At 54.8% G+C, this 23,363-nt stretch carries 20 protein-coding genes; 11 read left to right on the top strand and 9 right to left on the bottom strand.

Annotation, left to right across the window (positions count from 1 at the left end; genetic code table 11):
* Positions 1–22 precede the first annotated feature (22 nt).
* The 8 genes from iolB to V6575_RS16305 form a co-directional block, all read right to left on the bottom strand.
* Positions 23–826, bottom strand: a complete 804-nt coding sequence (iolB, locus tag V6575_RS16340) for a 5-deoxy-glucuronate isomerase (RefSeq protein WP_340275838.1) — start codon at positions 824–826, stop codon at positions 23–25.
* A complete protein-coding gene (iolE, locus tag V6575_RS16335) occupies positions 826–1,737 on the bottom strand; it encodes a myo-inosose-2 dehydratase (RefSeq protein ID WP_340275836.1) in 912 nt (303 codons plus the stop codon). The genes iolB and iolE overlap by 1 nt, the downstream gene beginning before the upstream one ends.
* Positions 1,738–1,758: 21 nt before the next feature.
* A complete protein-coding gene (gene iolD / locus V6575_RS16330; protein WP_340275835.1) occupies positions 1,759–3,600 on the bottom strand; it encodes a 3D-(3,5/4)-trihydroxycyclohexane-1,2-dione acylhydrolase (decyclizing) in 1,842 nt (613 codons plus the stop codon).
* Between the two features lie 80 nt (positions 3,601–3,680).
* Positions 3,681–5,609, bottom strand: a complete 1,929-nt coding sequence (locus V6575_RS16325) for a bifunctional 5-dehydro-2-deoxygluconokinase/5-dehydro-2-deoxyphosphogluconate aldolase (protein ID WP_340275956.1) — start codon at positions 5,607–5,609, stop codon at positions 3,681–3,683.
* Position 5,610: 1 nt separating this feature from the next.
* Positions 5,611–6,390, bottom strand: a complete 780-nt coding sequence (locus V6575_RS16320) for an ATP-binding cassette domain-containing protein (protein ID WP_340275833.1) — start codon at positions 6,388–6,390, stop codon at positions 5,611–5,613.
* 1 nt (position 6,391) lies between these two features.
* Positions 6,392–7,546: an ABC transporter permease gene (locus tag V6575_RS16315; protein ID WP_340275832.1), complete on the bottom strand. Its 1,155-nt coding sequence runs from the start codon at positions 7,544–7,546 to the stop codon at positions 6,392–6,394.
* A 129-nt stretch (positions 7,547–7,675) separates the two neighbouring features.
* Positions 7,676–8,620: a sugar ABC transporter substrate-binding protein gene (locus tag V6575_RS16310; RefSeq protein ID WP_340275830.1), complete on the bottom strand. Its 945-nt coding sequence runs from the start codon at positions 8,618–8,620 to the stop codon at positions 7,676–7,678.
* 136 nt (positions 8,621–8,756) lie between these two features.
* The gene (locus V6575_RS16305) at positions 8,757–9,605 is read right to left on the bottom strand and encodes a MurR/RpiR family transcriptional regulator (RefSeq protein ID WP_340275828.1); all 849 of its coding nucleotides are present in this window, start codon (positions 9,603–9,605) and stop codon (positions 8,757–8,759) included.
* Positions 9,606–9,727: 122 nt separating this feature from the next.
* Between V6575_RS16305 and iolG the strand changes: the two genes are divergently transcribed.
* Both iolG and V6575_RS16295 read left to right on the top strand, forming a co-directional pair.
* Positions 9,728–10,726 carry an inositol 2-dehydrogenase gene (gene iolG / locus V6575_RS16300; RefSeq protein WP_340275825.1) on the top strand — a complete coding sequence of 333 codons (999 nt, stop codon included), beginning with the start codon at positions 9,728–9,730 and terminating at the stop codon, positions 10,724–10,726.
* 44 nt (positions 10,727–10,770) lie between these two features.
* Positions 10,771–11,922: a Gfo/Idh/MocA family protein gene (locus tag V6575_RS16295; protein WP_340275823.1), complete on the top strand. Its 1,152-nt coding sequence runs from the start codon at positions 10,771–10,773 to the stop codon at positions 11,920–11,922.
* A 20-nt stretch (positions 11,923–11,942) separates the two neighbouring features.
* Here V6575_RS16295 and V6575_RS16290 read toward each other — a convergent pair whose 3' ends face one another.
* Complete coding sequence (locus V6575_RS16290; protein ID WP_340275822.1) at positions 11,943–12,887, bottom strand: LysR family transcriptional regulator; 945 nt, start codon at positions 12,885–12,887, stop codon at positions 11,943–11,945.
* Between the two features lie 177 nt (positions 12,888–13,064).
* Here V6575_RS16290 and chvE point away from each other — a divergent pair, with 177 nt between their 5' ends.
* The 9 genes from chvE (at position 13,065) to V6575_RS16245 (ending at position 23,360) form a co-directional block, all read left to right on the top strand.
* Positions 13,065–14,144, top strand: coding sequence for a multiple monosaccharide ABC transporter substrate-binding protein (gene chvE / locus V6575_RS16285; RefSeq protein ID WP_340275821.1), 1,080 nt, complete (start codon positions 13,065–13,067; stop codon positions 14,142–14,144).
* An 87-nt stretch (positions 14,145–14,231) separates the two neighbouring features.
* Positions 14,232–15,752: a multiple monosaccharide ABC transporter ATP-binding protein gene (gene mmsA / locus V6575_RS16280; protein ID WP_340275820.1), complete on the top strand. Its 1,521-nt coding sequence runs from the start codon at positions 14,232–14,234 to the stop codon at positions 15,750–15,752.
* Positions 15,753–15,754: 2 nt separating this feature from the next.
* On the top strand, positions 15,755–16,978 hold the full coding sequence (mmsB, locus tag V6575_RS16275) for a multiple monosaccharide ABC transporter permease (protein WP_340275819.1): 1,224 nt from the start codon (positions 15,755–15,757) through the stop codon (positions 16,976–16,978).
* 4 nt (positions 16,979–16,982) lie between these two features.
* A complete protein-coding gene (gene araD1 / locus V6575_RS16270) occupies positions 16,983–17,978 on the top strand; it encodes an AraD1 family protein (protein WP_340275818.1) in 996 nt (331 codons plus the stop codon).
* Between the two features lie 5 nt (positions 17,979–17,983).
* Positions 17,984–19,726 (top strand): L-arabinonate dehydratase, encoded by a 1,743-nt coding sequence (gene araD, locus V6575_RS16265; RefSeq protein WP_340275817.1) that lies wholly within the window; start codon positions 17,984–17,986, stop codon positions 19,724–19,726.
* Positions 19,726–20,649 (top strand): Gfo/Idh/MocA family protein, encoded by a 924-nt coding sequence (locus tag V6575_RS16260; RefSeq protein WP_340275815.1) that lies wholly within the window; start codon positions 19,726–19,728, stop codon positions 20,647–20,649. Before araD ends, V6575_RS16260 begins: the two co-directional genes overlap by 1 nt.
* 201 nt (positions 20,650–20,850) lie before the next feature.
* A complete protein-coding gene (locus V6575_RS16255) occupies positions 20,851–21,957 on the top strand; it encodes an NAD(P)/FAD-dependent oxidoreductase (RefSeq protein ID WP_340275813.1) in 1,107 nt (368 codons plus the stop codon).
* A 50-nt stretch (positions 21,958–22,007) separates the two neighbouring features.
* Positions 22,008–22,358, top strand: a complete 351-nt coding sequence (locus V6575_RS16250; protein ID WP_340275811.1) for a RidA family protein — start codon at positions 22,008–22,010, stop codon at positions 22,356–22,358.
* 279 nt (positions 22,359–22,637) lie between these two features.
* Complete coding sequence (locus tag V6575_RS16245; protein WP_340275809.1) at positions 22,638–23,360, top strand: response regulator; 723 nt, start codon at positions 22,638–22,640, stop codon at positions 23,358–23,360.
* The last annotated feature ends 3 nt before the right edge of the window (positions 23,361–23,363 follow it).

The following is a 23,363-nucleotide window of genomic DNA, read 5'->3' as shown; positions in this document are numbered from 1 at the left end:
GTGCCTGAGGGTATGTCTTTTTCTAGCCTGCGTCGCGTTTGGCGATCCAGTCGTGGTCCGGATGGTTCTGGAAACGCCATTTGCGCAATGGACCTGCCATCACGTTGAGATAATACATCTCATAGCCATGAGGCGCACCGCATGGGTGGTGGCCTTTGGGCACTAACACCACATCGCCGTCAGAAACAGCCATGGTTTCATCCAGCTCACCATCGTCGGTGAATACGCGTTGGAAACCAAAGCCCTGCTTTGGGTTGAGCCGGTGATAGTAGGTCTCTTCCAGATAGGTCATGTGCGGATAATTGTCTTCATCGTGCCGATGCGGCGGATAGGACGACCAATTTCCAGCTGGCGTGAAGACTTCGGTCACCAGCAGGCTGTCTGCCACGTCCTTGTCTTCCATCGCGATAGGGTGAATGTAGCGTGTATTGGCGCCTTTTCCGCGCTCTTCAAAGCCAATGTCGGCGATGACCTTCGCGGTGTGGCCACCTTTGCCAGGAGCTGTGCAAACCGCCAGAACGCAGTCTGTTGTTGCCTTGGCGGACCAGCTGCTGTCGTTGGGGATATATACACAGGCTGGCTTCTTGCGCTCAAAGACGCTCATCCGGTCGCCAAGCTCTCCAAAAGACTGCTCGGCGGCTGAAATCTCGGCCTTGCCTTCGACGAGCACGAGAATGACTTCCCGATCGCCAGTCGGCTCTGCAGCGCTGTCACCGGCGCTGAGGTGGTAAAGCCCAAACCCGACATAACCCCAGTTGGCTCTCTCCGCCGTAATGTCATGCACCTTGCCGGAGGTTCCATTCGGTTTGACAAGAAGATCAGCCATCACACGGTTCCTTCGGATGTGTCCAACCCGGTTGAACGGGCCATGGATTTCAGGGCTTTCAGGCCCATGGATTGATACTGGAATGGATTGCGCACGGCAGGATCTTGCTCGGCCTCGATGACCAGCCAGCCTTGGTATCCATGCTCAGCGGCGCATTTGAGGACAGGCTCGAAAGCAACGCCGCCGTCTTCATCACCGGGCACTGTGAAGACACCGCGCCGGACACCTTCCAGGAACGACAGACCTTGCTCGCGCACTTCAGCCATGATGTCCGGGCGGACGTTCTTGGCGTGTATATGTGCGACCCTCTTCATATAGCGATGCGCCACGGCTTCCGGATCGCCACCTCCAAAATAGGTGTGACCAGTGTCGAGCAGGAGCTTGGTTGCCGGGCCAGTGGCTTCCATGAAACGATCAATCTCGGCTTCGCTCTCCACGATCGTACCCATGTGGTGATGGTAGACTAGCGTGATGCCCTGATCCGCACAATAGGCTGCAATTATCTCAACCTTGGACCCGAAAGCTGCCCATTCGCCGTCGCTCAGGTGCGGCTTCTTGTTCACCGCGATATCATCGGCGCCATGAATGGCATTGGACGTTTCGCAGACAATGCAGACCTTGCAGCCCATCGCCTTGAGCAGATCCAGATGTGGCTGGATTGCTTGCTTTTCCTGCTCAACGGAATGGACCAGCAGGTTCAGTGAATGCCAGCCAGAGACAAAGGCCAGACCATGCGGGTCAAGTACGGCTTTCAGTGCGTCGGGCTCAAGCGGGAACTTGTGGCCTTTTTCAATGCCGTCAAAGCCGATCTCGCCGGTCTCGCGCAGGCAAGTCTCCAAGGGAATATCTGCGCCGAGGGTCTGGTCATCATCATTGGACCAGGCGATGGGGTTGGTTCCATATTTGATCATGGTTTTAGCTTTCAAGAGACTTCAGTCGACCAGGCGTTGATGCACGAGCGCTGCCTGGTAATTTTTACGTGCTTTGGCAACTTCGGCGCGCTCGGAAACTTCCGGAACGGCAACGTCCCACCAATGTCCGCCAGCATCCGTTGAGGGCAGGGGATCTGTGTCAATCACTATCACATGGGAACGATCCGATACCCGCGCACGGTGCATGGCTTTTTCAAGGTCTTGGAGGTTTGCGACTTTCTCGGAGATCGCACCCATCGACCCGGCGTGAGCGGTAAAGTCAATGTTACTGGGAACCTCATGGCGCGCCGTATCAAGCAGGTTGTTGAAACTCTTGCTGCCGGTCGCCATTTGCAGCCGGTTGATGCAGCCATAGCCGCGATTGTCGAGCAGCACGACAATGATCTTGTGGCCGAGCATGACAGATGTCGCCAGTTCGGAGTTCATCATCATGTAGGAGCCATCGCCGACCATAACGACCACGTCCCGGTCCGGATGGGCCATCTTGGCACCAAGGCCTCCGGCAATCTCATAGCCCATGCAGGAATAGCCATATTCCATGTGATAACCGTTGGGCCGGGACGTCTTCCAGAGCTTGTGGAGTTCGCCCGGCAATCCGCCAGCGGCACACAGAACAATTGTGTTTTCACTGGTAGAGCGCTGAACCGCGCCGATCACTTGTGCATCTGTTGGCAAGGCATTGCCGTCTGGGTGTTCAGCAGGAAGACTTGTGACAGCATCGACGGCTTTCAGCCAGTCTGACTTCAGTTCGGCAGGTGGCTTAGCGACTTTATGGCCTTTGAGCTTTTCGGTGAGGCTCTCCAAGGCCACTCTGGCATCGGCGACAAGCGGCACTGCTGCGTGTTTTGCGCTGTCGTAGGCGGCGATGTTGATGGCCAGAATTTTCCGGTCCGGGTTCTTGAACAGCGCCCAAGAGCCGGTGGTGAAATCCTGAAACCGCGTGCCTACTCCGATTACCAGGTCAGCGCTCTCAGCGACGGCATTTGCTGCCGAAGACCCTGTTACGCCGATGGAACCCAGATTGAGAGGGTGATCCCAGGCCATGGCAGATTTACCAGCCTGGGTCTCTGCAACTGGAATGCCGTGGGTTTCGGCAAAGACCTTCAAGGCGTCGCAGGCCTCTGAATACAGAACGCCGCCTCCGGCGATGATCAATGGCCTTTCAGCGCTGCGTATCGCCTTCAAGGCGGACTGAAGCTCAAGGTCATCCGGGCGCGGACGACGACGGTGCCAGGTTTTAGGCTCAAAGAAGCTGGCCGGATAGTCGTAAGCTTCGGCCTGCACATCTTGACAGAAAGCAAGCGTCGCAGGACCGCAGCGCTCAGGATCGGTCAAGGTCGCAAAGGCGCGGGGCAGGGCGGTGAGCAGTTGTTCTGGCCGGGTGATCCGGTCGAAATAACGGCTCACAGGCCGGAAACAATCATTGGCTGACACTGTGCCGTCGTCGAAATCCTCGATCTGCTGCAACACAGGATCCGGAGCCCGATTGGCAAAGACATCACCGGGAATGAACAGCACAGGCAAGCGGTTGACATGTGCAAGGGCAGCAGCGGTCACAAGGTTGGTGGCACCTGGTCCAATCGACGTGGTGACGGCCATCGCCTGTTTACGGTTCTTCGCCTTGGCAAAAGCAATTGCCGCATGAGCCATGCCCTGCTCATTATGTCCGCGCCATGTCGGAAAGCTGTCGCCAGCGGCGGCCAGGGCTTCGCCGAGACCTGCCACATTGCCGTGGCCGAAGATGGCCCAGCAGCCGGGAATGAACGGCTGCCCATCCTCGTTTAACTGGACGCTGATATAGCGCACGAGAGCTTGCGCGGCGGTCAGGCGAAGGGTGCTCATTGCGAGGGTCCTTGGAAGTCCAGGCCATTACCAGTTTGAACTGGTAATGGCCTAATCTATCTAAAATGACTGAACTTGCTTTAAAGTTGATTATGTCGTCTCAGCCGGGCGTCGTCCCAAGTCTGACAGAGCCGTTCAAACTTGGCACTCATATCGGCAACAGCATCATCGCTTGAGATGTCTCCTGCAAGCCATTTGCGGGCCGCGTCTGCGAAGATTGTTCTGCCGACGGCAAAGCCCTTGACGAGATCAAATTGCGCAGCTTCTGCAAAGCTTGCCGCCAGCTCGGCTTCAGGCGCATCAAGGCCCAACACGACGATCCCGCGAGTGTGCGGATCATTGCGCGAAATGGCATCGCAAGACTTTGCCCAGGCAGCACCTGAAGTCATAGGCTCCAGCTTCCACCAATCCGGATAGAGGCCGATGTCATACATCCGCTGAATTACGGTGGCAGTCGTATCATCGTCAACCGGGCCGGATTTGGATGGAATGATCTCCAGCAGCATTTCGAGGCGATTGCGACGGCAGGCGGCGAACAAACGTTTCAGCACGTCTTCTTCTTGCGCTTTCATCGCCTCTGGATCATCAGGATGATAGAAGCAAAGTACCTTGACCACATGCTCTGTTGGCCATTCAGCCAGACCGCCAAAGTCAGGTCCGATTTCAGGCTCAAGTTCCAGCGGATGGGAGGCCGGCCATTCAACCGGATGTCCAATCCACAGGCCGGTTCCTGCGGCCTTATAGAGAGCGTCTCGGCCCAAGCGGCTGTCGCACAAAATGCCGTAGCCGGATTGATCTCCTGCTACGCCGACAGCTGCATCGATGCATAGGTTCTTGAACTCACTTATTTTCTCATGCGGTGCATTGACCTCATCGGCGATGGCTTCAAGCTGAATGCGATGGTCAAAAGCAAAGACCCGCATGGAAGACCAGTCGCCGCCATGGGTTAGATGCCGGGTTGTGGACCAATGGATTTGTTCCAGCTCCGGATCTTTGCGAAGCGCCCCTTCCTTCACGCCGCGCTTTAGGAAGAACTGTAGCTCTTCCCAGCTCGGATAGGCCGGTGTGCAGCCGTGACGAGAGACAGCAAAGGCACCGCAGGCGTTGGCATAAGTCAAGCTGGTGACCCAATCGCAATCGGTTAGCCAGCCTTTAAGAAGACCGGACATGAACCCGTCACCCGCGCCCAAAACGTTAAACACTTCAATTGGAAAACCGGGCCCTGAAACGCCATCATCCAGACTGGACGGAATGGCATTCTCAAAAGCAGTTGCCCCCATCGGTCCGCGTTTGCAAACCAATGTCGCCTTAGACACTTTGCGGACATTGTTGAGCGCCTGGATGGTGTCGGTCGTGCCACCGGCAATGTGGAACTCTTCTTCCGTCCCAACGATCAGATCAAACAGATGCAAGGTAGATTGCAGTTTGCTTGTGACTTCGCTGGAGGCAATGAAGCGGTTCTCGCCGTCGCCGTGACCAGACAGGCCCCAAAGGTTTGGACGATAATCAATATCAAGTGCAGTCCGCGCACCGTTCTCACGCGCCAGATTGAGCGCCTTCAAAACGGCTGCTTTGGTTTGTGGATTGCTCAGGTGGGTTCCGGTCGCAACCACCGCGCCCGCAGATGCGATGTAATCCTGATCGATATCGTCTTCGCACAGGGCCATGTCTGCGCAGTTTTCGCGGTAGAAAATCAGCGGAAACTGTTCCTGATCGCGAATGCCGAGCAACACCAGTGCGGTCAGTCGCTCAGGATCAGTCTTGACCCCTGCGACATCCACGCCTTCGCGTACAAGCTGTTCGCGAATGTAACGGCCCATGTGTTCATCGCCGACACGGGTGATCAGCCCGGACTTCAGTCCGAGCCGAGCTGTTCCCGCTGCCATGTTGGTGGGCGAGCCGCCGATGTACTTGTTGAAGGACGCCATGTCCTCAAGTCGACCGCCGACCTGGGCGCCGTAAAGATCGACCGATGACCGACCAATGGTTATGACGTCGAGCTGCTTCATATCAAACGGTACCGCCAAGTGAGCCTTCGAGTTTCGCAAGTTCCTGGCCACCGGCCATCAGATCCTGCAATTCCTCAGGGTTTATATCGCCGCGCAGGGCTGTTCCAAGTGTTTTGCCGCGGTTAAGCACCGTAAAACGATCCCCAACGGCCATGGCATGGCGCACATTATGAGTGATGAAAATCACACCTATGCCCTTCTTGCGCACCTTGTCGATGGTTGCCAGAACGTTGGACGTCTGACGGACACCCAACGCCGAGGTTGGCTCATCCAGGATCAGGACTTTTGCACCAAAGTAGACAGCGCGCGCAATCGCAACGGTCTGTCGTTCGCCGCCAGAAAGTGTTCCAACAGCCTGATCGGGCGAGCGCAGATGAATGCCCATTTTCGCCATTTCTTCCAAGGTCACCTTGTTGGCTTCCTTGAAGTCGAACCATTTGAACGGACCGACAGAGCGTTCCGGTTCACGGCCCATCCAGAAATTGCGGGTCACAGACATCAGCGGGATCATGGCAAGATCCTGATAGACTGTGGCAATGCCGGCTGCCATTGCATCCCGCGGATTGGCAAAATCAACAGCCTGGCCGTCGACCTTGATCTGGCCGTGGGTTGGCTTGTGAACACCAGACATGGTCTTGATGAAGGTCGATTTTCCGGCTCCATTGTCACCCAGCAAGCAGTGACACTCGCCAGGGTTTACGGAGACAGAGACGCCGTTCAGGGCGATGACAGGGCCGAAATGTTTCTTGATGTCGACCAGTTCGATAAGGGGAGCAGTCATATCAGCGTTCTCCCGTGATCATACGGCGGATGTAAGTGTTGAGAATGACGGCCAGCAGCAAAATGACGCCAAGGAAGACCCGGAACAGCGAGCTTTCCACCCCTGCAAAGAACAGACCTTGTTGGACCACACCAAAAATCAGCGCTCCAAGGGCTGCTCCAAGAACAGAGCCATAACCACCAGTCAGCAGTGCGCCGCCGATAACCACCGAGATAATTGCTTCAAATTCCTTTAGCATTCCGCGATCGGCTGCCGCTGAGCCAAATTCCATCACCTGACAGGTGGCAAAGACTGTGGCGCAGAAGGCCGATAGCATGAACATCAGGATTTTTACCCGGTTGACGGGCACACCGACGTATCGGGCAGCTTGAGCGTCGCCGCCAGAGGCAAAGATCCAATTGCCAAATTTGGTTCTGGTCAGCAGGAAATGGCCAAAGACAATCAGGGCAACCGCCCAGATCATGAGCATTGGGATGCCCTCGACAACGGGCAAGCCTGCTTTCGGGCCGGCTACAAATTTTCCAACAACACCAAGGTCTGCCAGCCAGACGAAGAGTCCAGAGAAGACCTTGCCACCAAACAGCCAGGCGATGGGATCGCCTTCTGCAGCCTCACGGACTCCGCCAATAATGGTTTTGCGTGTGGTGGTGATTGAGATGAAAATCGTTGCGCCGCGCAGGATGTAGAGGAACGCAAGGGTCACGATGAAGGACGGCAGGCCGGTCTTGATGACGAGGTAGCCATTCAAGGCCCCAATGGCGAGCGCAAGAGCAAAGGCAACGAGGATCGCGAACCAGGTTGGCAGTCCCAGATGAACTGTCAAAAGCGCAATGATGATGCCGGAAAAGCCGATCATGGATCCGACGGAGAGGTCGAATTCACCGGCAATCATCAGAAGGCAAGCTCCCACTGCGATGATCGCGAACTGGGCAGACACGGTGCCCCAGTTGATGATGCCTTCGGGAGCGAACATGCCGCTGTCGCCAGCAATGCTCAGGAAAAACACGAAAACCAGGATCGCGCCGCAAATAGCGCCCAGTTCAGGCCGGATCAGAGCTTTTCGGAACGGAGACATTTCCTGGACGCGTTCGTCCTGAATTGCTTCTTGTATCTGCTCGGCCGTTTTGCCGTCAGTTTCAGCCTCTGTTTGAGCCATTGGGTCCTCCTGCCTGCCGTTCAAAGCGGCGACATTTTTTTGAAGCGTCACCGGGACGTGAATAATTTGGGGAATGAAAATTTAGGGGGCAGGAGACGACACTTATTGCCGTCTCCTGCCGGGAGGCGCCTAGCGGTATTCGCCGGCGAACTTTTCAACAAGGCCAATATTGGACTTGGTGACAAAGCCAGGACCGGAGTTGATAGAGTTGCCAGGGACAACGCCATAACGGGTCAGGTTTGTCAGGATAACCACTGGCAGGTACCCTTGCAGGTAAGGCTGCTGGTCAATGGCGAATGCAATCGTGCCGCTTTTGATCGCTTCGGCAATTTCTCCGGAAAGATCGAAGGTGCCGAAATGGATTGTGCCGGCTTTGCCCATTTCATCAAGAGCCGACAGTGTAGGGTGTGCGGAGGTCGGTCCAAGTGTCAGAATGCCGTTTGTCTCTGGATGAGTCTGCAGGTAGGCCATGACTTTGGACTTAATTTCAGCTGGATCCTGACCGCTGTCGATCATCTGACCGCCGAGTTCCACGCCCAGTGCATCTGCATAGCCCTGGCAACGTTCAACGGAAGCCGGGTTGGTGATGTAGTGGTTGACGCAAACGAAGTTGGTCACACCAGCGGCCTTAGCCTTTTCGCCAGCGCCCTTGCCTGCAGCATGTTCAGGCTGACCGACATGCATCAGGGCGCCAAGTGCCTTGGACTGTTCTTCTGTACCAGAGTTGATCGTGATGACCGGAATGCCCTTGGCAACTGCATTCGACAGCGGGCCGGACAGAACGTCGTAATCGGCGATTGTCGCGATGATTCCATCTGGGTTTGACGCAGAAGCCTGCTCAATGATGCGGGCCATATCGGCCAGATCACCGGTTGGTGGATTACGGTATTCAACTTCAACACCCATCTGGTCACCAGCAACCTGAATGGAGTTCTTGATCACGTTCCACCAGCTGTCGCTGTCAGGTGCGTGGCTCACGAGAACATAGCGTTCGCCTTCTGCATGAGCTGCAGGAGTTGCCAAGCCGGTGAATGCAATGGCTGCGGTTGCCATCGCGAGAAATGTGCTCTTCATGGTGTTCCTCCCAGAACGAATTTTCGCGGCAAAGGGCAGCCGCCGGGTTTGTCTCCCAAGGCTTCCAAAACCGGGAGCCTGAAATTATGCGGTCCGTAAATATTCGAATGCCGCTGTGTGGAATATAAATTCTATTTCAATTGTCATGCAACATATTTTTTTCAAATTGCAGTTTTTCTCTTGCTGCACCCACCGACACTGCAAGGGAAATAGCCAGGGAAAGACTGGCTGAAAGGGCTCTAAACGCTCCGACATCAAGCTCTGCAACCAGCAAGGGAACTGCTCCCATTTGCACAAGCGGACTGGTGACCAGGTCTGTAATTGCAACGAGATCTGCGTCACGCTGTTTCGCGATGTCAGCGATTTCCAGTGTCTGCTCGGAGTAGGGCGCGAAGGTTACAGCGATCACAGCGTCATCGGGTTGAATGGTGTGGTCGAGCTTGATGCCACCAATTCCGCTATGAAGAATCGTTGGAACTTCGAGCTTTTCAAACGCATATCCGAGGTAGGACGTGACCGGAAAGGCCCGGCGAAACCCGACAAGATGGATTGTTCTGGCCCGGGCAAGCTGCTTGACAGCTTCTTCAAGAGCAGCAGGGTCAACTGACGTCATGAGGTTTTCCAACGACATGCGGCCGACTTCAACGAATTCTGCCAGCAGGGCGGAGGGAGATTCGGTGCCATGCTCTCGCAGTTTTTCCAACCGCGTTCCATAGTCCGGCCATTTCTGGGAATAGTCAGAACGGAACACCTTCTGCATTTGTGAAAACCCGGAAAACCCGAGGTCCTGACAAAAGCGCATGAAAGCCGAGGGTTGTACGCCAGCAGATTCCGACAGTTCAGAAACGGTTGAGACGGCAACGCGGTCCGGATTGGCCGCAACAAAATCTGCGCATTGTTTCAAACGCTTGGGGAAGCTATCTGATTGTTGGCTGATGCGGCTGAAGACCTCATCAATGGATTTTGGGGCGTTGTCATCGCTCATGTTATTTTCTTTTCTCGCTTGACACGTTCTATCGAAAGTGATTTTGGAATTTTTATTCTAATCTGGCAAGCGCTGCAGTTCAGCAGGCTTAACAAGCCGGACATATCCCTGGAGGACTGCATATGACGCTCAACGTGGCACTGCTCGGCGCTGGCCGGATCGGCAAAGTTCATGCAAAAGCAATTGAAGCGACTGCGGGCGCACAGCTGTTCGGCGTTGCTGATGCGATGGTGGAAGCGGCAGACGCTCTGGCCAAGGCCTATGGTGCCAAGGTTCTCAGCATTGATGAAATCGAGGCGTCCAGTGAGGTCAATGCAGTGATCATCTGCACGCCGACTGATACGCATTCGGATTTGATCGAGCGTTTCGCACGGGCGGGCAAGGCGATCTTTTGCGAAAAACCGGTCGACTTGTCTGTTGATAGGGTGCGGGACTGCCTGAAGGTGGTTGAGGAGACCAATGGTGTTTTGATGCTCGGCTTCAATCGCCGGTTTGATCCCCATTTCCAGGCTGTGCGCGCCGAGATTGATGCTGGCCGTATTGGCGACGTAGAGATGGTGCAGATTGTTTCACGGGATCCTGGCGCGCCGCCCCCTTCTTATATTCAGTCATCCGGTGGCATCTTCAGGGACATGACAATCCATGATTTCGACATGGCGCGTTTTCTATTGGGCGAAGAAGTTGAAACCGTTCAGGCCAGCGCATCGGCACTTGTTAATCCGGAAATCGGCAAGCTCGGCGATTTCGACAGCGCTTCGATCATTCTGACGACGGCAAGCGGCAAGCATTGTTCGATCTCCAACTCCCGCCGGGCAACTTATGGCTACGATCAACGCATCGAAGTGCTGGGCGCGAAGGGCGCCGTATCTGCCGAGAACCAGCGGGCCGTGTCTATCGAGATTGCCACCGCAGATGGCTACCTGCGGCCGCCGTTGCATGATTTCTTCATGACCCGCTACACCGAAGCCTATGCAGCTGAAATTGCAGCCTTTGTAGCAGCGGTGGAAAGCGGAACGGCACCAAGTCCGAATGGGCAAGATGGCCTCAAGGCGTTGCTTCTGGCAGAGGCGGCTCTCAAATCCATCGAGGAAAAGCGGGTTGTCGCAGTCAGCGAGATCTGAGCCTCATAGCTGAAGCGTCAACGTGCGATCGGGAGGTGAAGCGCATGACACTGACTCAAGACAAGAACAACAACAACTCCATAGGGGTCGGCCTGATTGGGACCGGCTTTATGGGTAAATGCCATGCCTTGGCCTATGGTTCTGTCAAGGCCGTGTTTGGCGCTGTTCCAACGCCTCGGCTTGAAGTCTTGTGCGATGTGCCAAGTGAAAAGGCATCAGCCTTTGCGGATCAGTTTGGCTTTGCCCGCTCAACAGACACATGGCAGGATCTCGTTGTGGATCCTGCTGTGGATATCGTCTGTATAACTGCTCCGAACAAAGTGCATAAGGAGATGGCCTTGGCCGCTCTTGGTGCGGGCAAACATGTGCATCTGGAAAAGCCGATGGCCTTGACCATTGCCGATGCAAATGAGCTGCGAGATGCGGCGGCCAGTGCCGGTGTCAAGACGATCACCGGATACAATTATCTGCATAATCCGGCCATTACCCACGCTCACCAGCTCATTGAGAGTGGAGCAATTGGCAGGGTTGTGCACTTCCGTGGTGCGATTGATGAAGATTATCAGGCGGACCCGGATCTTGCCTGGACCTGGCGCGCCATGAAGACAGAAGCAGGTCTGGGCGCACTTGGAGACCTAGGTTGTCATCTGGTCAGCATCGCGACATATCTCGCCGGGCCGATCGCAAGCCTCATGGCGGATATGCAAACGATCCATCACACTCGGCCTGTTGCTGATGGCGGTGCCTCAAGGGCTGTGGAAAACGAGGATGTCGCCAGTGCTCTTGTCACCTTTGAAACCGGCGCACAGGGCGTCTTGACCACATCGCGCAGTGCATGGGGCCGTAAGAGCCATATCGGCTTTGAGGTTCACGGCACCGAGGGCATGATCACTTTCGATCAGGAACGCATGAATGAGTTGCGGCTCTATCAGAACCGCGGCGCGCTGGCCGAGCAGGGCTTCAAGACGATCCTGAGCGGACCGGCGCATCCGCCCTATGGTGAGTTTGTACCCGCCGCAGGACATCAGCTTGGCTTCAACGACTTGAAAGTCATCGAAGTGCATGAGTTTCTCAAGGCCATTGCCGAGGATCGTCTAGCATTTCCCGCGTTTGCGGATGCGTTTCACTTCGAGGACGTGATCCATGCGATTGCGGCGTCCAGTCGGGCTGGAACCAGAGTATCAATCAAAGGATAGGGGCGGCAGCGCTTGCGACCTCAGGCATTGGCAGACAGAACGCGCCTGACTTCGGTTGCTACCAGTTCGGCGGCCGGGGTCAGCGTTTGTCCTGAGCGTGTCAAAAAGGAATAAGTTTCGACCGAGAGGTCAAACTCACATGGCAAGATGATCAGGCTGCCTTGATTGTCATCGCTCTCGGAAAAGGAGCGGGCGACGGACGTGGCAACGGGTGCAACCGCATTTGTTTGCCGGATAGTCGCCAGCGTAAACAGAAACGACGAAGTGGTCAGCACTTGCGTTGGCAGGCTGAGGCCAAGGCTCCTGAGCACCCGCTCGGTCGTGGTCCGAATGGGCGAACCGACAGGCGGCAGCACCCAGTCGTGCGCCAGCAGTGCCTCCGGTGAAATTGTCTCGGTCTCTCGAGACAGCGGATGGCCTTGCCTGGCGATCACGCTGGCTGGTTCTTCCAATTGGGGGATCTCGGTGAACAGCTCCGGGTTATACTCAACTGGAATTCTGCTCAGAGAGAAATCCAATCGACCGTCCATCAGCATCGGAGCGAGCATGTCGCTGGGGCCGATTTCGATAGAAATTGAAATCGCCGGATAGCTAAGGCGGACCTGACGCAGGGCTGGCAGGACATATTCAATCGCCGGACCGGTAACAGAGCCGATCTTCACCCGTCCGGAGATGCCTTGTTTCAGCTCGTTGATATCACGGCCTGCATCGGAAATTTCCTGAAGTACCCGCATGCTGCGAAAGGCCAGTTGCTGACCGGCCTGGGTCAGCTGGATACCGCGCCCGGTGCGCTTGTAAAGCTCGGTTCCAACAACGCTTCCAGCCTCTGCGATCAGCCGGGAGACGGCGGGCTGACTCATGTTCAGCGCCTTGGCTGCCTGGGTTAACTGTCCGTGTTCGGACAATTCGGCGAACAGCCTAAGGTGCGATAGCTTCAGGCCTTTTCGTAGCAGGTCAACGTACATTTGAATGGCTTTCGCAAATTTAATATACCGATTTTGGTATGTTATTATCACAACAAATGATTTGACCGGTATGATAAAACCAACAAAAACTGTGCAGGCAAACGCAGCGGGAGGCGCTGTGGGAGCGAAGACCAAATTTGGTTTGAGGCCGCGTCTTAAGCGGTTCGGGAGAGAATAATGAAATTTGTTTCCAAAACGCTGGCCGCTTTTGCGGCCGCAGCGACGCTTATGACGGGCGTCGCCCACATCGATGCTGCCCAGGCTGAAGGCAAGGGCACAATTGGCATCGCCATGCCGACTAAATCTTCTGCGCGCTGGATTTCCGATGGGAATTCCATGGTCGAGCAGTTCGAAGCCGCCGGTTACACTACAGATCTGCAGTATGCTGAAGACGATATTCCAAATCAGCTCGCTCAGATTGAGAACATGATCACCAAGGGCGCAAATGTTCTTGTGATTGCAGCGATTGACGGCACGACATTGTCCAATGCGTTGGAAAATGCAGCAGCATCCGGCATCAAGGTCATTGCTTATGATCGCTTGATCCGCGACAGCGGCAACGTCAACTATTATGCAACGTTTGACAACTTCAAGGTCGGCGTTCAGCAGGCATCTTCGCTGGTTGCAGGCCTCAAGGAACGCTTCGGAGATGGTCCTTACAATGTCGAACTATTCGGCGGATCTCCTGACGATAACAACGCCTATTTCTTCTACAATGGTGCCATGTCTGTCCTGCAGCCTTTGATAGACGCTGGCACAATCAACATTGCATCAGGCCAGATGGGCATGGACACGGTCGGCACGCTGCGCTGGGATGGTGCTGTTGCACAGGCCCGCATGGATAACCTGCTGTCGGCTCACTACACAGATAAGCCATTGCATGGTGCTTTGAGCCCATACGACGGGCTTTCCATCGGTATTCTGTCTTCGCTCAAGGGCGTCGGTTATGGCTCTGGTGATCAGAAAATGCCGATCGTAACTGGCCAGGATGCGGAAGTTCAGTCAGTCAAGTCGATCCTGGCTGGCGAGCAGTATTCCACTGTGTTCAAGGACACCCGTGAGCTGGCTCGCGTAACGGTCGGTATGGTCGATGCGCTTCTGGAGGGCGGCGAGCCTGAAATCAACGACACGACAACTTACGACAATGGCGTCAAGGTTGTGCCGTCCTACCTGCTTGAGCCAGTCTCTGTTGATGGCAGCAATTGGGAAGATATCCTGATCGGCAGCGGTTACTACACAGCTGATCAGGTCAAGTAAGACCCCGGTTTCCTTCATGAAAACAACGACCCGCCGTCACGCTTAAAAGAAGCGGCGGGTCGTCATGTCAAAACGGTGTCGCAAGTCATGTCGCTTCTGTTGCAGATGCAAAATATCACCAAGACTTTTCCGGGCGTAAAAGCGCTGGACCAGGTTAATCTCGATGTGGACGAGGGTGAAATCCACGCGGTAGTCGGCGAAAACGGAGCTGGCAAATCCACCTTGATGAAAATTCTGTCCGGCGTTTATCCGCATGGACAATATGACGGTGAAATTCGTTATGAGGGCGAGGTGGCCTCGTTCTCAGGAATATCCGACAGCGAAAGCCGTGGGATCATCATCATTCACCAGGAATTGGCGCTGGTGCCGCTCCTGTCGATTGCCGAAAATCTGTTTCTCGGCAATGAAGTTTCAAAGCGCGGTGTTATCGATTGGCCGCAGACCTATCAGCGCACGGAAGAACTGTTGCGCAAGGTGGGCCTGGATGAGGCCCCTACGACAAAGGTCGACAAGCTCGGAGTCGGCAAGCAGCAGCTGGTGGAAATCGCCAAGGCACTGGCCAAGGATGTCAAACTGTTGATCCTGGATGAGCCAACTGCAGCCTTGTCAGAGGCCGACAGTCAGGCGCTGCTGGACCTGTTGCTGGAACTCAAATCCCAAGGCATGACCTCTATTCTGATCAGCCATAAGCTCAATGAAGTTGAGCGCGTTGCCGACAGGATCACGGTGATCCGGGACGGGTCAGCCGTCTCTACGCTTAATGCGCGCAACTCGGAAACCAGCGAAGAACGCATTATCAGGGACATGGTGGGCCGTGATATGGCCAACCGTTATCCGGAGCGTATACGAAACATTGGCGCGCCTTTGTTTGAAGTGAAAAACTGGAATGTTTTTCATCCAGAACATGCAGAGCGCCAGGTTATTCGCGATGCCTCATTCACTGTCCGCAAAGGCGAAATTGTCGGCATTGCAGGTCTGATGGGCTCCGGGCGAACCGAGTTGGCCATGAGCCTTTTTGGTCGCAGCTACGGCCAAAACATCTCCGGCGAAGCCCTGCTCAATGACAAACCCGTCGATCTATCCACTGTTGGCCGCGCCATTGATGCGGGGCTTGCCTATGTGACCGAGGACCGCAAGGGACTTGGGCTGGTGCTTGAGGAAACCATTCAGCGCAACATTACGCTGGCAAACCTTGAAGCGGTCTCAAGTGCAGGCGTTTTGAACGAGGCCGAGGAACAGAAGGTCTCTGAAGGCTACCGTCAGGCCATGAATATCCGCACACCGAGTGTTTTCCAGAAGGTGGTCAACCTTTCGGGCGGCAATCAGCAGAAGGTCGTTCTGTCCAAATGGCTGTTTGCGGAACCTGATGTGCTGATTCTGGATGAACCGACCCGCGGCATTGATGTCGGGGCCAAATTTGAAATTTACGGGATCATGAACCAGCTGGCCGACGAGGGCCGTGGTGTCTTGATGATCTCTTCGGAAATGCCCGAGCTGCTGGGCATGTGCGATCGAATTTACGTGATGAACGAAGGTGCACTGGTCGGAGAGCTAAGCGCTGCCGAGGCAAGCCAGGAACGCATCATGTCGTTCATCGTCAGGAGTTGAGAATGACCACGCCTACTGCAGATAAAACCAAGAGTGGCAGTGACCGCTCCACTGCGAGTTACCTGGCAAGCCACCTGCGGGATTACGGCATGCTGCTGGCCCTGATTGCAATCATGGCGTTTTTCCAGATCGTGACGAATGGCACGTTGCTCAAGCCGGTCAATATTACCAACCTGTTCCTGCAAAACAGCTACATCATCATCATGGCCCTTGGCATGTTGCTGGTGATCGTGGCCGGGCATATCGATCTGTCGGTCGGCTCTGTTGTTGGTTTTGTCGGCGCTCTTGCGGCTGTGATGATTGTCGAATGGCATTGGTCCATCTATCTGGCAATCCCGGTTTGTCTTTCCGTTGGCATCGCTATTGGTGCGGCACAAGGCTACTGGATCGCCTATTGGAAGATCCCTTCATTCATCGTCACCCTGGCGGGTATGCTGGTGTTTCGTGGTGCGTCGCTTTGGCTTCTTGAAGGTCAGTCAGTTGGGCCGTTCCCGCGTGAGTTTCAGGCGCTGTCCACGGGCTTTCTGCCGGATCTTCTGCCATTCGTGAAGACGATCTTCGACGTCGAACGGATGAACGGTCTGGCGCTGGTCTCCGGGGTTGCCATTGCTGGCGTTCTGGTCTGGCTCGGTCTTCAGGGCAGGGCGCGCAACCGGGCTTACGGAATTTCCGGTGAACCATTTGTCTTCTTTATCGTGCGCAATGCGCTGGTGGCTGGAGCCATCGTCTTTGTCGCCTACAAGCTGTCGACCTTCCGTGGCCTGCCAAATGTGTTGCTTACCATGGGAATTTTGACAGTCATCTATGCCTTTTTGACGGAAAGTACGGTTCTTGGGCGGCGTATTTATGCGCTCGGCGGCAATCAGAAGGCCGCGAAACTGTCCGGCATCAAAACCGAATGGCTGACCTTCCTGACTTTCGTCAACATGGGCATGCTGGCAGCGCTCGCAGGACTGATCTTTGCCGCCCGATTGAATACAGCAACACCCAAAGCTGGCGTTGCCTTTGAGCTGGACGTGATTGCGGCGGTCTTCATTGGTGGTGCATCCATGTCCGGCGGTGTCGGCAAAATCGTTGGTGCCGTGGTCGGAGCCTTCATTATGGGCGTCATGAACAACGGCATGTCGATCATGGGGATCGGGATCGATTACCAGCAGGTCATCAAGGGCCTGGTGCTTCTGGCTGCTGTCATTTTCGATGTCTACAACAAGAATAAACAAGGATAGCGCAATGCTCATTTCACAGATCCTCAACACGGACGGCAGCCTGAGCGTTGTTGTAAGAAACGGCAGTGAAGCCTCTGTTCTGGTCGGTGTGGAAAGCACTTATGCGTTGGCTCTTGAGGCTATCGCAAAAGGTCAGACAATTGCCGAATGCATTCGCTCGCATGCTTTGGGAGCAGCTGTCGATCTGGAGCAGTTGGCCAGCGAAGGAAGGCTGACTTTGCCGATACACCATGCTGACCCGGCGCATATGCATCTAACCGGAACTGGACTGACCCATCTTGGGTCGGCCTCAACCCGAAATGCCATGCACGCGTCCAATGCTGCGGACGCTGCAAAGGAAACGGATTCCATGAAGATGTTCCGCATGGGCGTTGAGAACGGCAAACCTGCCGACGGCGAATGCGGCGTTCAGCCTGAGTGGTTCTACAAGGGCAATGGCACGGCTGCGGTTGCCCCCGGCGGGGATCTGGTCAGTCCTTCGTTTGCAGATGATGGTGGAGAAGAACCTGAATTGGCAGGCATCTACATTGTCGGCGAAGACAGCACGCCGTTTCGGATCGGCTTTGCCCTGGCTAACGAGTTCTCAGACCATGTCATGGAGCGAGTGAATTACCTTTATCTGGCCCATTCGAAGCTGCGTCCTGCCTCATTTGGCCCTGAAATCCTGGTTGGCGATCTGCCGGACAGTATTGTGGGTACGAGCCGGATCCGCCGCGATGGCAAGGTGATCTGGGAAAAGCCGTTCCTGTCCGGCGAAGCGAACATGTCCCACACATTCGCCAATCTGGAACATCATCATTTCAAGTATGACCTGTTCTGCCAGCCAGGCGACCTGCATGTTCATATGTTCGGCACGGCAACGCTGTCGTTTGCGGACAAGATCTCTTGTCGAGACGGCGATCAGTTCGAGATCTCGGCGCCCGGTTTTGGCGGCGCGCTGTGCAATCGGCTCGTCATGACGCCTGCTGATGCGGCTCCTGTTGGTGTAAAGGTGCTATAGAGGCCATGGCTTTCAAACCCAAATCCTGGCCGCGCAAACTTCGCTCTACCGAATGGTTCGGTGGCACGTCCCGTGATCACATCTATCATCGCAGCTGGATGAAAAATCAGGGATTGCCCGATGATCTGTTTGATGGGCGGCCGGTGATTGGCATTTGCAACACATGGTCTCAGTTGACGCCCTGCAACGGGCATCTGCGCGATCTGGCAGAACGGGTGAAACACGGGATTTATGAAGCGGGCGGATTTCCCGTCGAGTTCCCGGTTTTTTCCGCAGGCGAAAGCACTCTGCGTCCCACGGCCATGATGTTTCGCAACTTGGCCAGCATGGATGTGGAAGAGGCAATCCGGGGCACGCCGCTTGACGGCGTTGTTCTCATGGTTGGCTGCGACAAGACTACGCCTTCCTTGATGATGGGTGCAGCGTCGGTCAATCTGCCGTCGATTGTCGTCACCGGTGGACCGATGCTGAATGGCTGGTTTCAGGGCGAACGGGTGGGGTCTGGAACCCATCTTTGGAAGTTCTCCGAGGCGGTCAAGGCAGGGGATATGACCCAGGAGGAATTCCTGGAAGCAGAATCTGCCATGAGCCGTTCGCCAGGTACCTGCAACACCATGGGCACTGCCTCCAGCATGGCCTGTATGGCCGAAGCACTCGGCATGGCCCTGTCCGGTAATGCGGCCATCCCCGCTGTCGACAGCCGCAGGCGGGTGATGGCCCATCTGACCGGTCGGCGGATTGTCGAGATGGTCAAGGAAGACCTGAAGCCGTCGGATGTCCTGACGCGCGAGGCATTTGAGAACGCGATCCGGACCAATGGTGCCATCGGTGGTTCGACAAATGCGGTCATCCATTTGCTTGCCCTCGCTGGGCGTGTTGGCGTTGATCTGTCATTGGATGACTGGGATGAGTTTGGCCGCAATATCCCGACCATCGTGAATTTGATGCCGTCCGGAAAATACCTGATGGAAGAGTTTTTCTATGCGGGTGGTCTTCCGGTCGTTATCAAACGGCTCGGCGAATCTGGTCTGTTGAACCGGGATGCACTGACTGTATCCGGCAAAAGCGTCTGGGATCAGGTCAAAGAAGCTCGCAACTGGAACGAGGACGTCATCCTGCCAGTTGATAAGGCGCTGACCCAGGAAGGCGGCATCGCTGTGGTAAAGGGCAACCTTGCGCCTAACGGGGCTGTTTTGAAACCATCTGCTGCAACCCCAAGCCTGTTGAAGCATCGTGGACGCGCTGTGGTCTTCGAGGACATCGATGACTACAAGGCCCGCATCAACGATGACGCGCTCGACATTGACGAGACCTGCGTCATGGTTTTGAAAAACTGTGGTCCAAGAGGTTATCCGGGCATGTCTGAAGTGGGCAACATGGGCCTACCGCCCAAGGTCCTCAAGAAAGGCATTACCGATATGGTCCGCATCTCAGATGCGCGCATGTCAGGAACGGCGTATGGCACAGTTGTGCTGCACACCTCACCAGAGGCTGCTGCTGGCGGTCCGTTGGCCGTCGTTCAAAATGGCGACATGATCGAGCTGGACGTTCCCAATCGCAAGCTTCATCTGGATATTCCAGATGCTGAACTTGCCAGTCGTCTGGCTGCCTGGCTTCCGTCTCACGAGGTGCCACCTAGCGGCTATGCTCGGCTATTCCACGATCATGTTCAAGGCGCTGATACCGGGGCTGATTTTGACTTTCTTGCGGGTTGCCGTGGGTCAGATGTTCCAAAGGACTCCCATTGATGGCCCGTAAACTCGCCCTTGTGGGGATTGGCAAGATTGCCCGCGACCAGCATTTGCCTGCTATCGCAACAAATCCGGATTGGGACCTTGTTGCAGTCGTAAGCCGGAATGCGCAGGTCGAAGGCGTGCAAAATTTCGCCTCGATGGAAAAGCTTTTGATGGCTGGGCTTGATATAGATACAATTTCGCTGGCCATTCCGCCGCAGCCTCGGTTCGATTATGCCGCAAGTGCGTTGGAAGCCGGGCTGAATGTCATGCTTGAAAAGCCTCCTGGGCAAACGCTGGCAGAGTGCCATGCGCTTGAGGCTCTTGCACGCGCAAAGGGCGTGACGCTGTTTGCGACTTGGCATTCGCGCTTTGCCGATTGCGTGCCTGAAGCGAAGGCCTGGCTGGCATCGCGGACAATCAAGCAGCTGTCGATCACCTGGAAAGAAGATGTTAGGCGCTGGCATCCGGGCCAGGACTGGATCTTTGAACCGGGTGGTCTGGGGGTCTTTGATCCGGGTATCAACGCCCTGTCGATCCTCACGGAGATTCTTCCCTACGCCGTTCATTTGAATGCTGCCGATCTGGAATTTCCATCCAACCGCGATACACCCATTGCGGCCAATTTGTCGTTTACCGGGCCAAATGCAGGCAAGTTCTCTGCTGAATTTGATTGGTTGCAGGAAGGTCCCCAGACTTGGGATATCGATGTCGAGACGGATGACGGGGTACTTAAGTTGTCGAATGGAGGGGCCACCTTGCATATCAATGATAATCTCGTGAAGCAGGGCGCCGATCAAGAATATGCGAACCTTTATGCCCGGATGGCCGAGCTCGTGACCACCTCTGCAATCGATATGGATCTGTCTCCAATGGTGCATGTCTCTGATGCCTTTACGCTCGGGCGGCGGAAGGTCGTGGAAGCCTTCGAGTTTTAAAAATAGGTCAGCACTCAATGGCGCATTCAGCTCTTTGCCGAATGCGCCCAACTCTTGCCTGATCCAAGGCCATTAGACCTACGCTGCCCAGCGCCAAGATTTTCCTGAAACGTTTGATTTATATCGTTAAAGCGCGTTATCTGTTTGAGAGGCTTTGAATAGCCATCGTCTATGACTCTCATGGAAATTTTAGAGCGCATTATGAAAACGGCGGATATCATTATCATCGGCGGTGGTATCGCCGGGATCGGCGCAGCAGCGCGTTTGTCACCTGAGGCGTCAGTGATCATTCTGGAAATGGAGGACGCAGCGGGACGCCATGCAAGTGGCAGATCCGCTGCAATCTTCATCCGCAACTATGGAAATGCGACACTTCGGGCACTGAATGCGGCATCTGAACCAACATTTTTGGAACCGGAAGGCATTAGCGAAAGTTCCCTGCTGTCACAACGTGGCGAACTTATGGTCGCAAATGAGGCCGGACTCGACGATCTGAATGCCTATTTGACAGGATCCGATGGGCTCGAACGGATCAGCGCTGCTGAAGCGGTAAAATTGTTCCCGCTGTTGAGGCAGGATTGGGTCGTCGAGGCAGCCTATGAGCAGTCAGCGCAAGATATTGATGCAGACAGGTTGCTGCAGGGCTGTTTGAAGCTGGCGCGACGCAATGGTGCTGAGTTTATACCGAAAGCGCCCGTCACGGCTATGAAGCGTGCCAATGGCATCTGGCAGGTTGAGACGCCGAAAGGGCAATTCACGGCTCCTATTGTCATCAATGCTGCCGGGGCCTGGGCGGATCAAATAGCGGGTCTTGCCGGGATGCTTCCCGTTGGCTTGTCTGCCCTACGCCGTAGTGCTGCAATCGTGTCGCCGCCGTGTTCGGATGACATTAGCAGTTGGCCGTTGCTCGTGAGTGCAGCTGAAGACTGGTACGTCAAACCTGATGCCGGGAAATTCATGGTGTCACCAGCAGATGAAGACCCGGTTGAAGCACAGGATGCCTGGCCGGAGGATATGGTTCTCGCCGAGGGCATATATCGAGCTGAGCAGGCCGTTGATTTGCAAGTCACTCGGATTGAACACAGTTGGGCGGGCCTCAGGACGTTTGCACCGGATCGAACCCCGGTGGTCGGCTTTTCACCCGAACAGGATGGTTTTTTCTGGCTTGCAGGGCAGGGCGGATATGGCGTTCAGACAGCGCCGGCCTTGTCGCAACTCACAGCTGATCTTTGCCTTCATAGAACATCTCTGCTGAGCGCGGCTGTTCTTGAGGCGCTAGACCCTGGCAGGTTCCTCCAGTCGACTTGACTTCAGGCCTGCTTTTACTCGAACGACTGCAAATTAAAAAAGGACATGACATGAGTGATATCAAACGCCTCGACAAGGGCCCACGCATGAGCCAGGCCGTCATCCATGGTGATCTCGTTTGGCTCGCTGGCCAGGTCGGAACGCCGAGCGAAAGCGTTGCTGCACAGACCAAGGAAATCCTCAGCAAAATCGACAGCCTTCTGGCCCGTGCAGGAACAGATAAATCCCGTCTGCTTCAGACCACAATTTGGATGGCTTCAATGGACGACTTTGCTGAAATGAATGCTGTTTGGGATGCATGGGTAGATCCAGAAAACCCACCAGCACGTGCATCAGGCGAATCGGCACTGGCGACACCTGACTATAAAGTTGAGATCATTGTTGTTGCTGCTTTGAAGTGATGAATAAGTTGGCCTGAGACAATTGATTGTTTCAGGCCAAAAATTGGCTTAATTAAAATATTTGCTCGTATTTAAGTATATGAAATTTTCTCTATTATTTTTTATTTCGTTAAATTTACGTTTGTTTAAAATTACGCTAGGTTAGTTTTGAAAAATAGATACTTAAGTCGTAATCTGTTTATGTTTATTTTCGGTGTTGAGTTTTTATTGTCATGAGTTGTCTTGCTAATTAGAACAATCGCTTGCTACTGTTGACTTCTCTTGGGAGGAGGCAGACGGATGAGCAAAAAAAGCGATCCGCAAGAACAGGTGGTCATCCGGTCAATTCTGGTGATTGATGACCATCCGCTCTATTGTGATGCACTTGCATCTACGCTTGAAAAACTGTTCCGATCAAAATCGGTCAGAAAGGCAACATCCTTGAAAGAAGGGTTGCGCCTGGTGGGAGCACGTTTTCAGCCTGACTTGGTCATGCTGGATCTTAAATTGCCGGATGTGACCGGCTTGAGTGGGTTTTTGAAGGTCAAGGACAGGCTGCCGGATGTGCCTGTTTTGGTTATATCAGCAGAGTCCTCTGATGAGACCATCGGTGCATTACTGACAGCTGGTGCAGCCGGTTTTATCCCCAAAGATGCATCTCATAGAGTACTACAACATGCCTTGACAGAAATTCGCGAGGGCAGACGTTTTCTGCCGCCAGGATATATTCCGTCGAAGCGACCAACACGGACCGATCTGACAGTTCAACAGATTGCACATAAGATTGCAGATCTGACACCTCAACAAAACCGGATCATGAAGTTGATCTGCGCTGGCAAGCCGAACAAGCAGATCGCTTATGAGTTGTCGCTCGCAGAGGCCACGGTCAAGGCGCATATCACAGCTCTTTTGCGACGCCTTGGTGTCAACAACCGAACACAGGCTGCGGTGCTGGTCCGCAGTGCGAGTCTGGATGGTGGACCGTATCTGTCGGATTCGGATGCTCGTGCGCTTTTGAGCTAGACT

It is taken from the genome of Roseibium algae (assembly GCF_037783265.1).
GTDB lineage: Bacteria > Pseudomonadota > Alphaproteobacteria > Rhizobiales > Stappiaceae > Roseibium > Roseibium algae.
The sequence above is the reverse complement of the archived record's forward strand: the minus strand, read 5'-3'. Positions and strand labels throughout refer to the sequence as shown.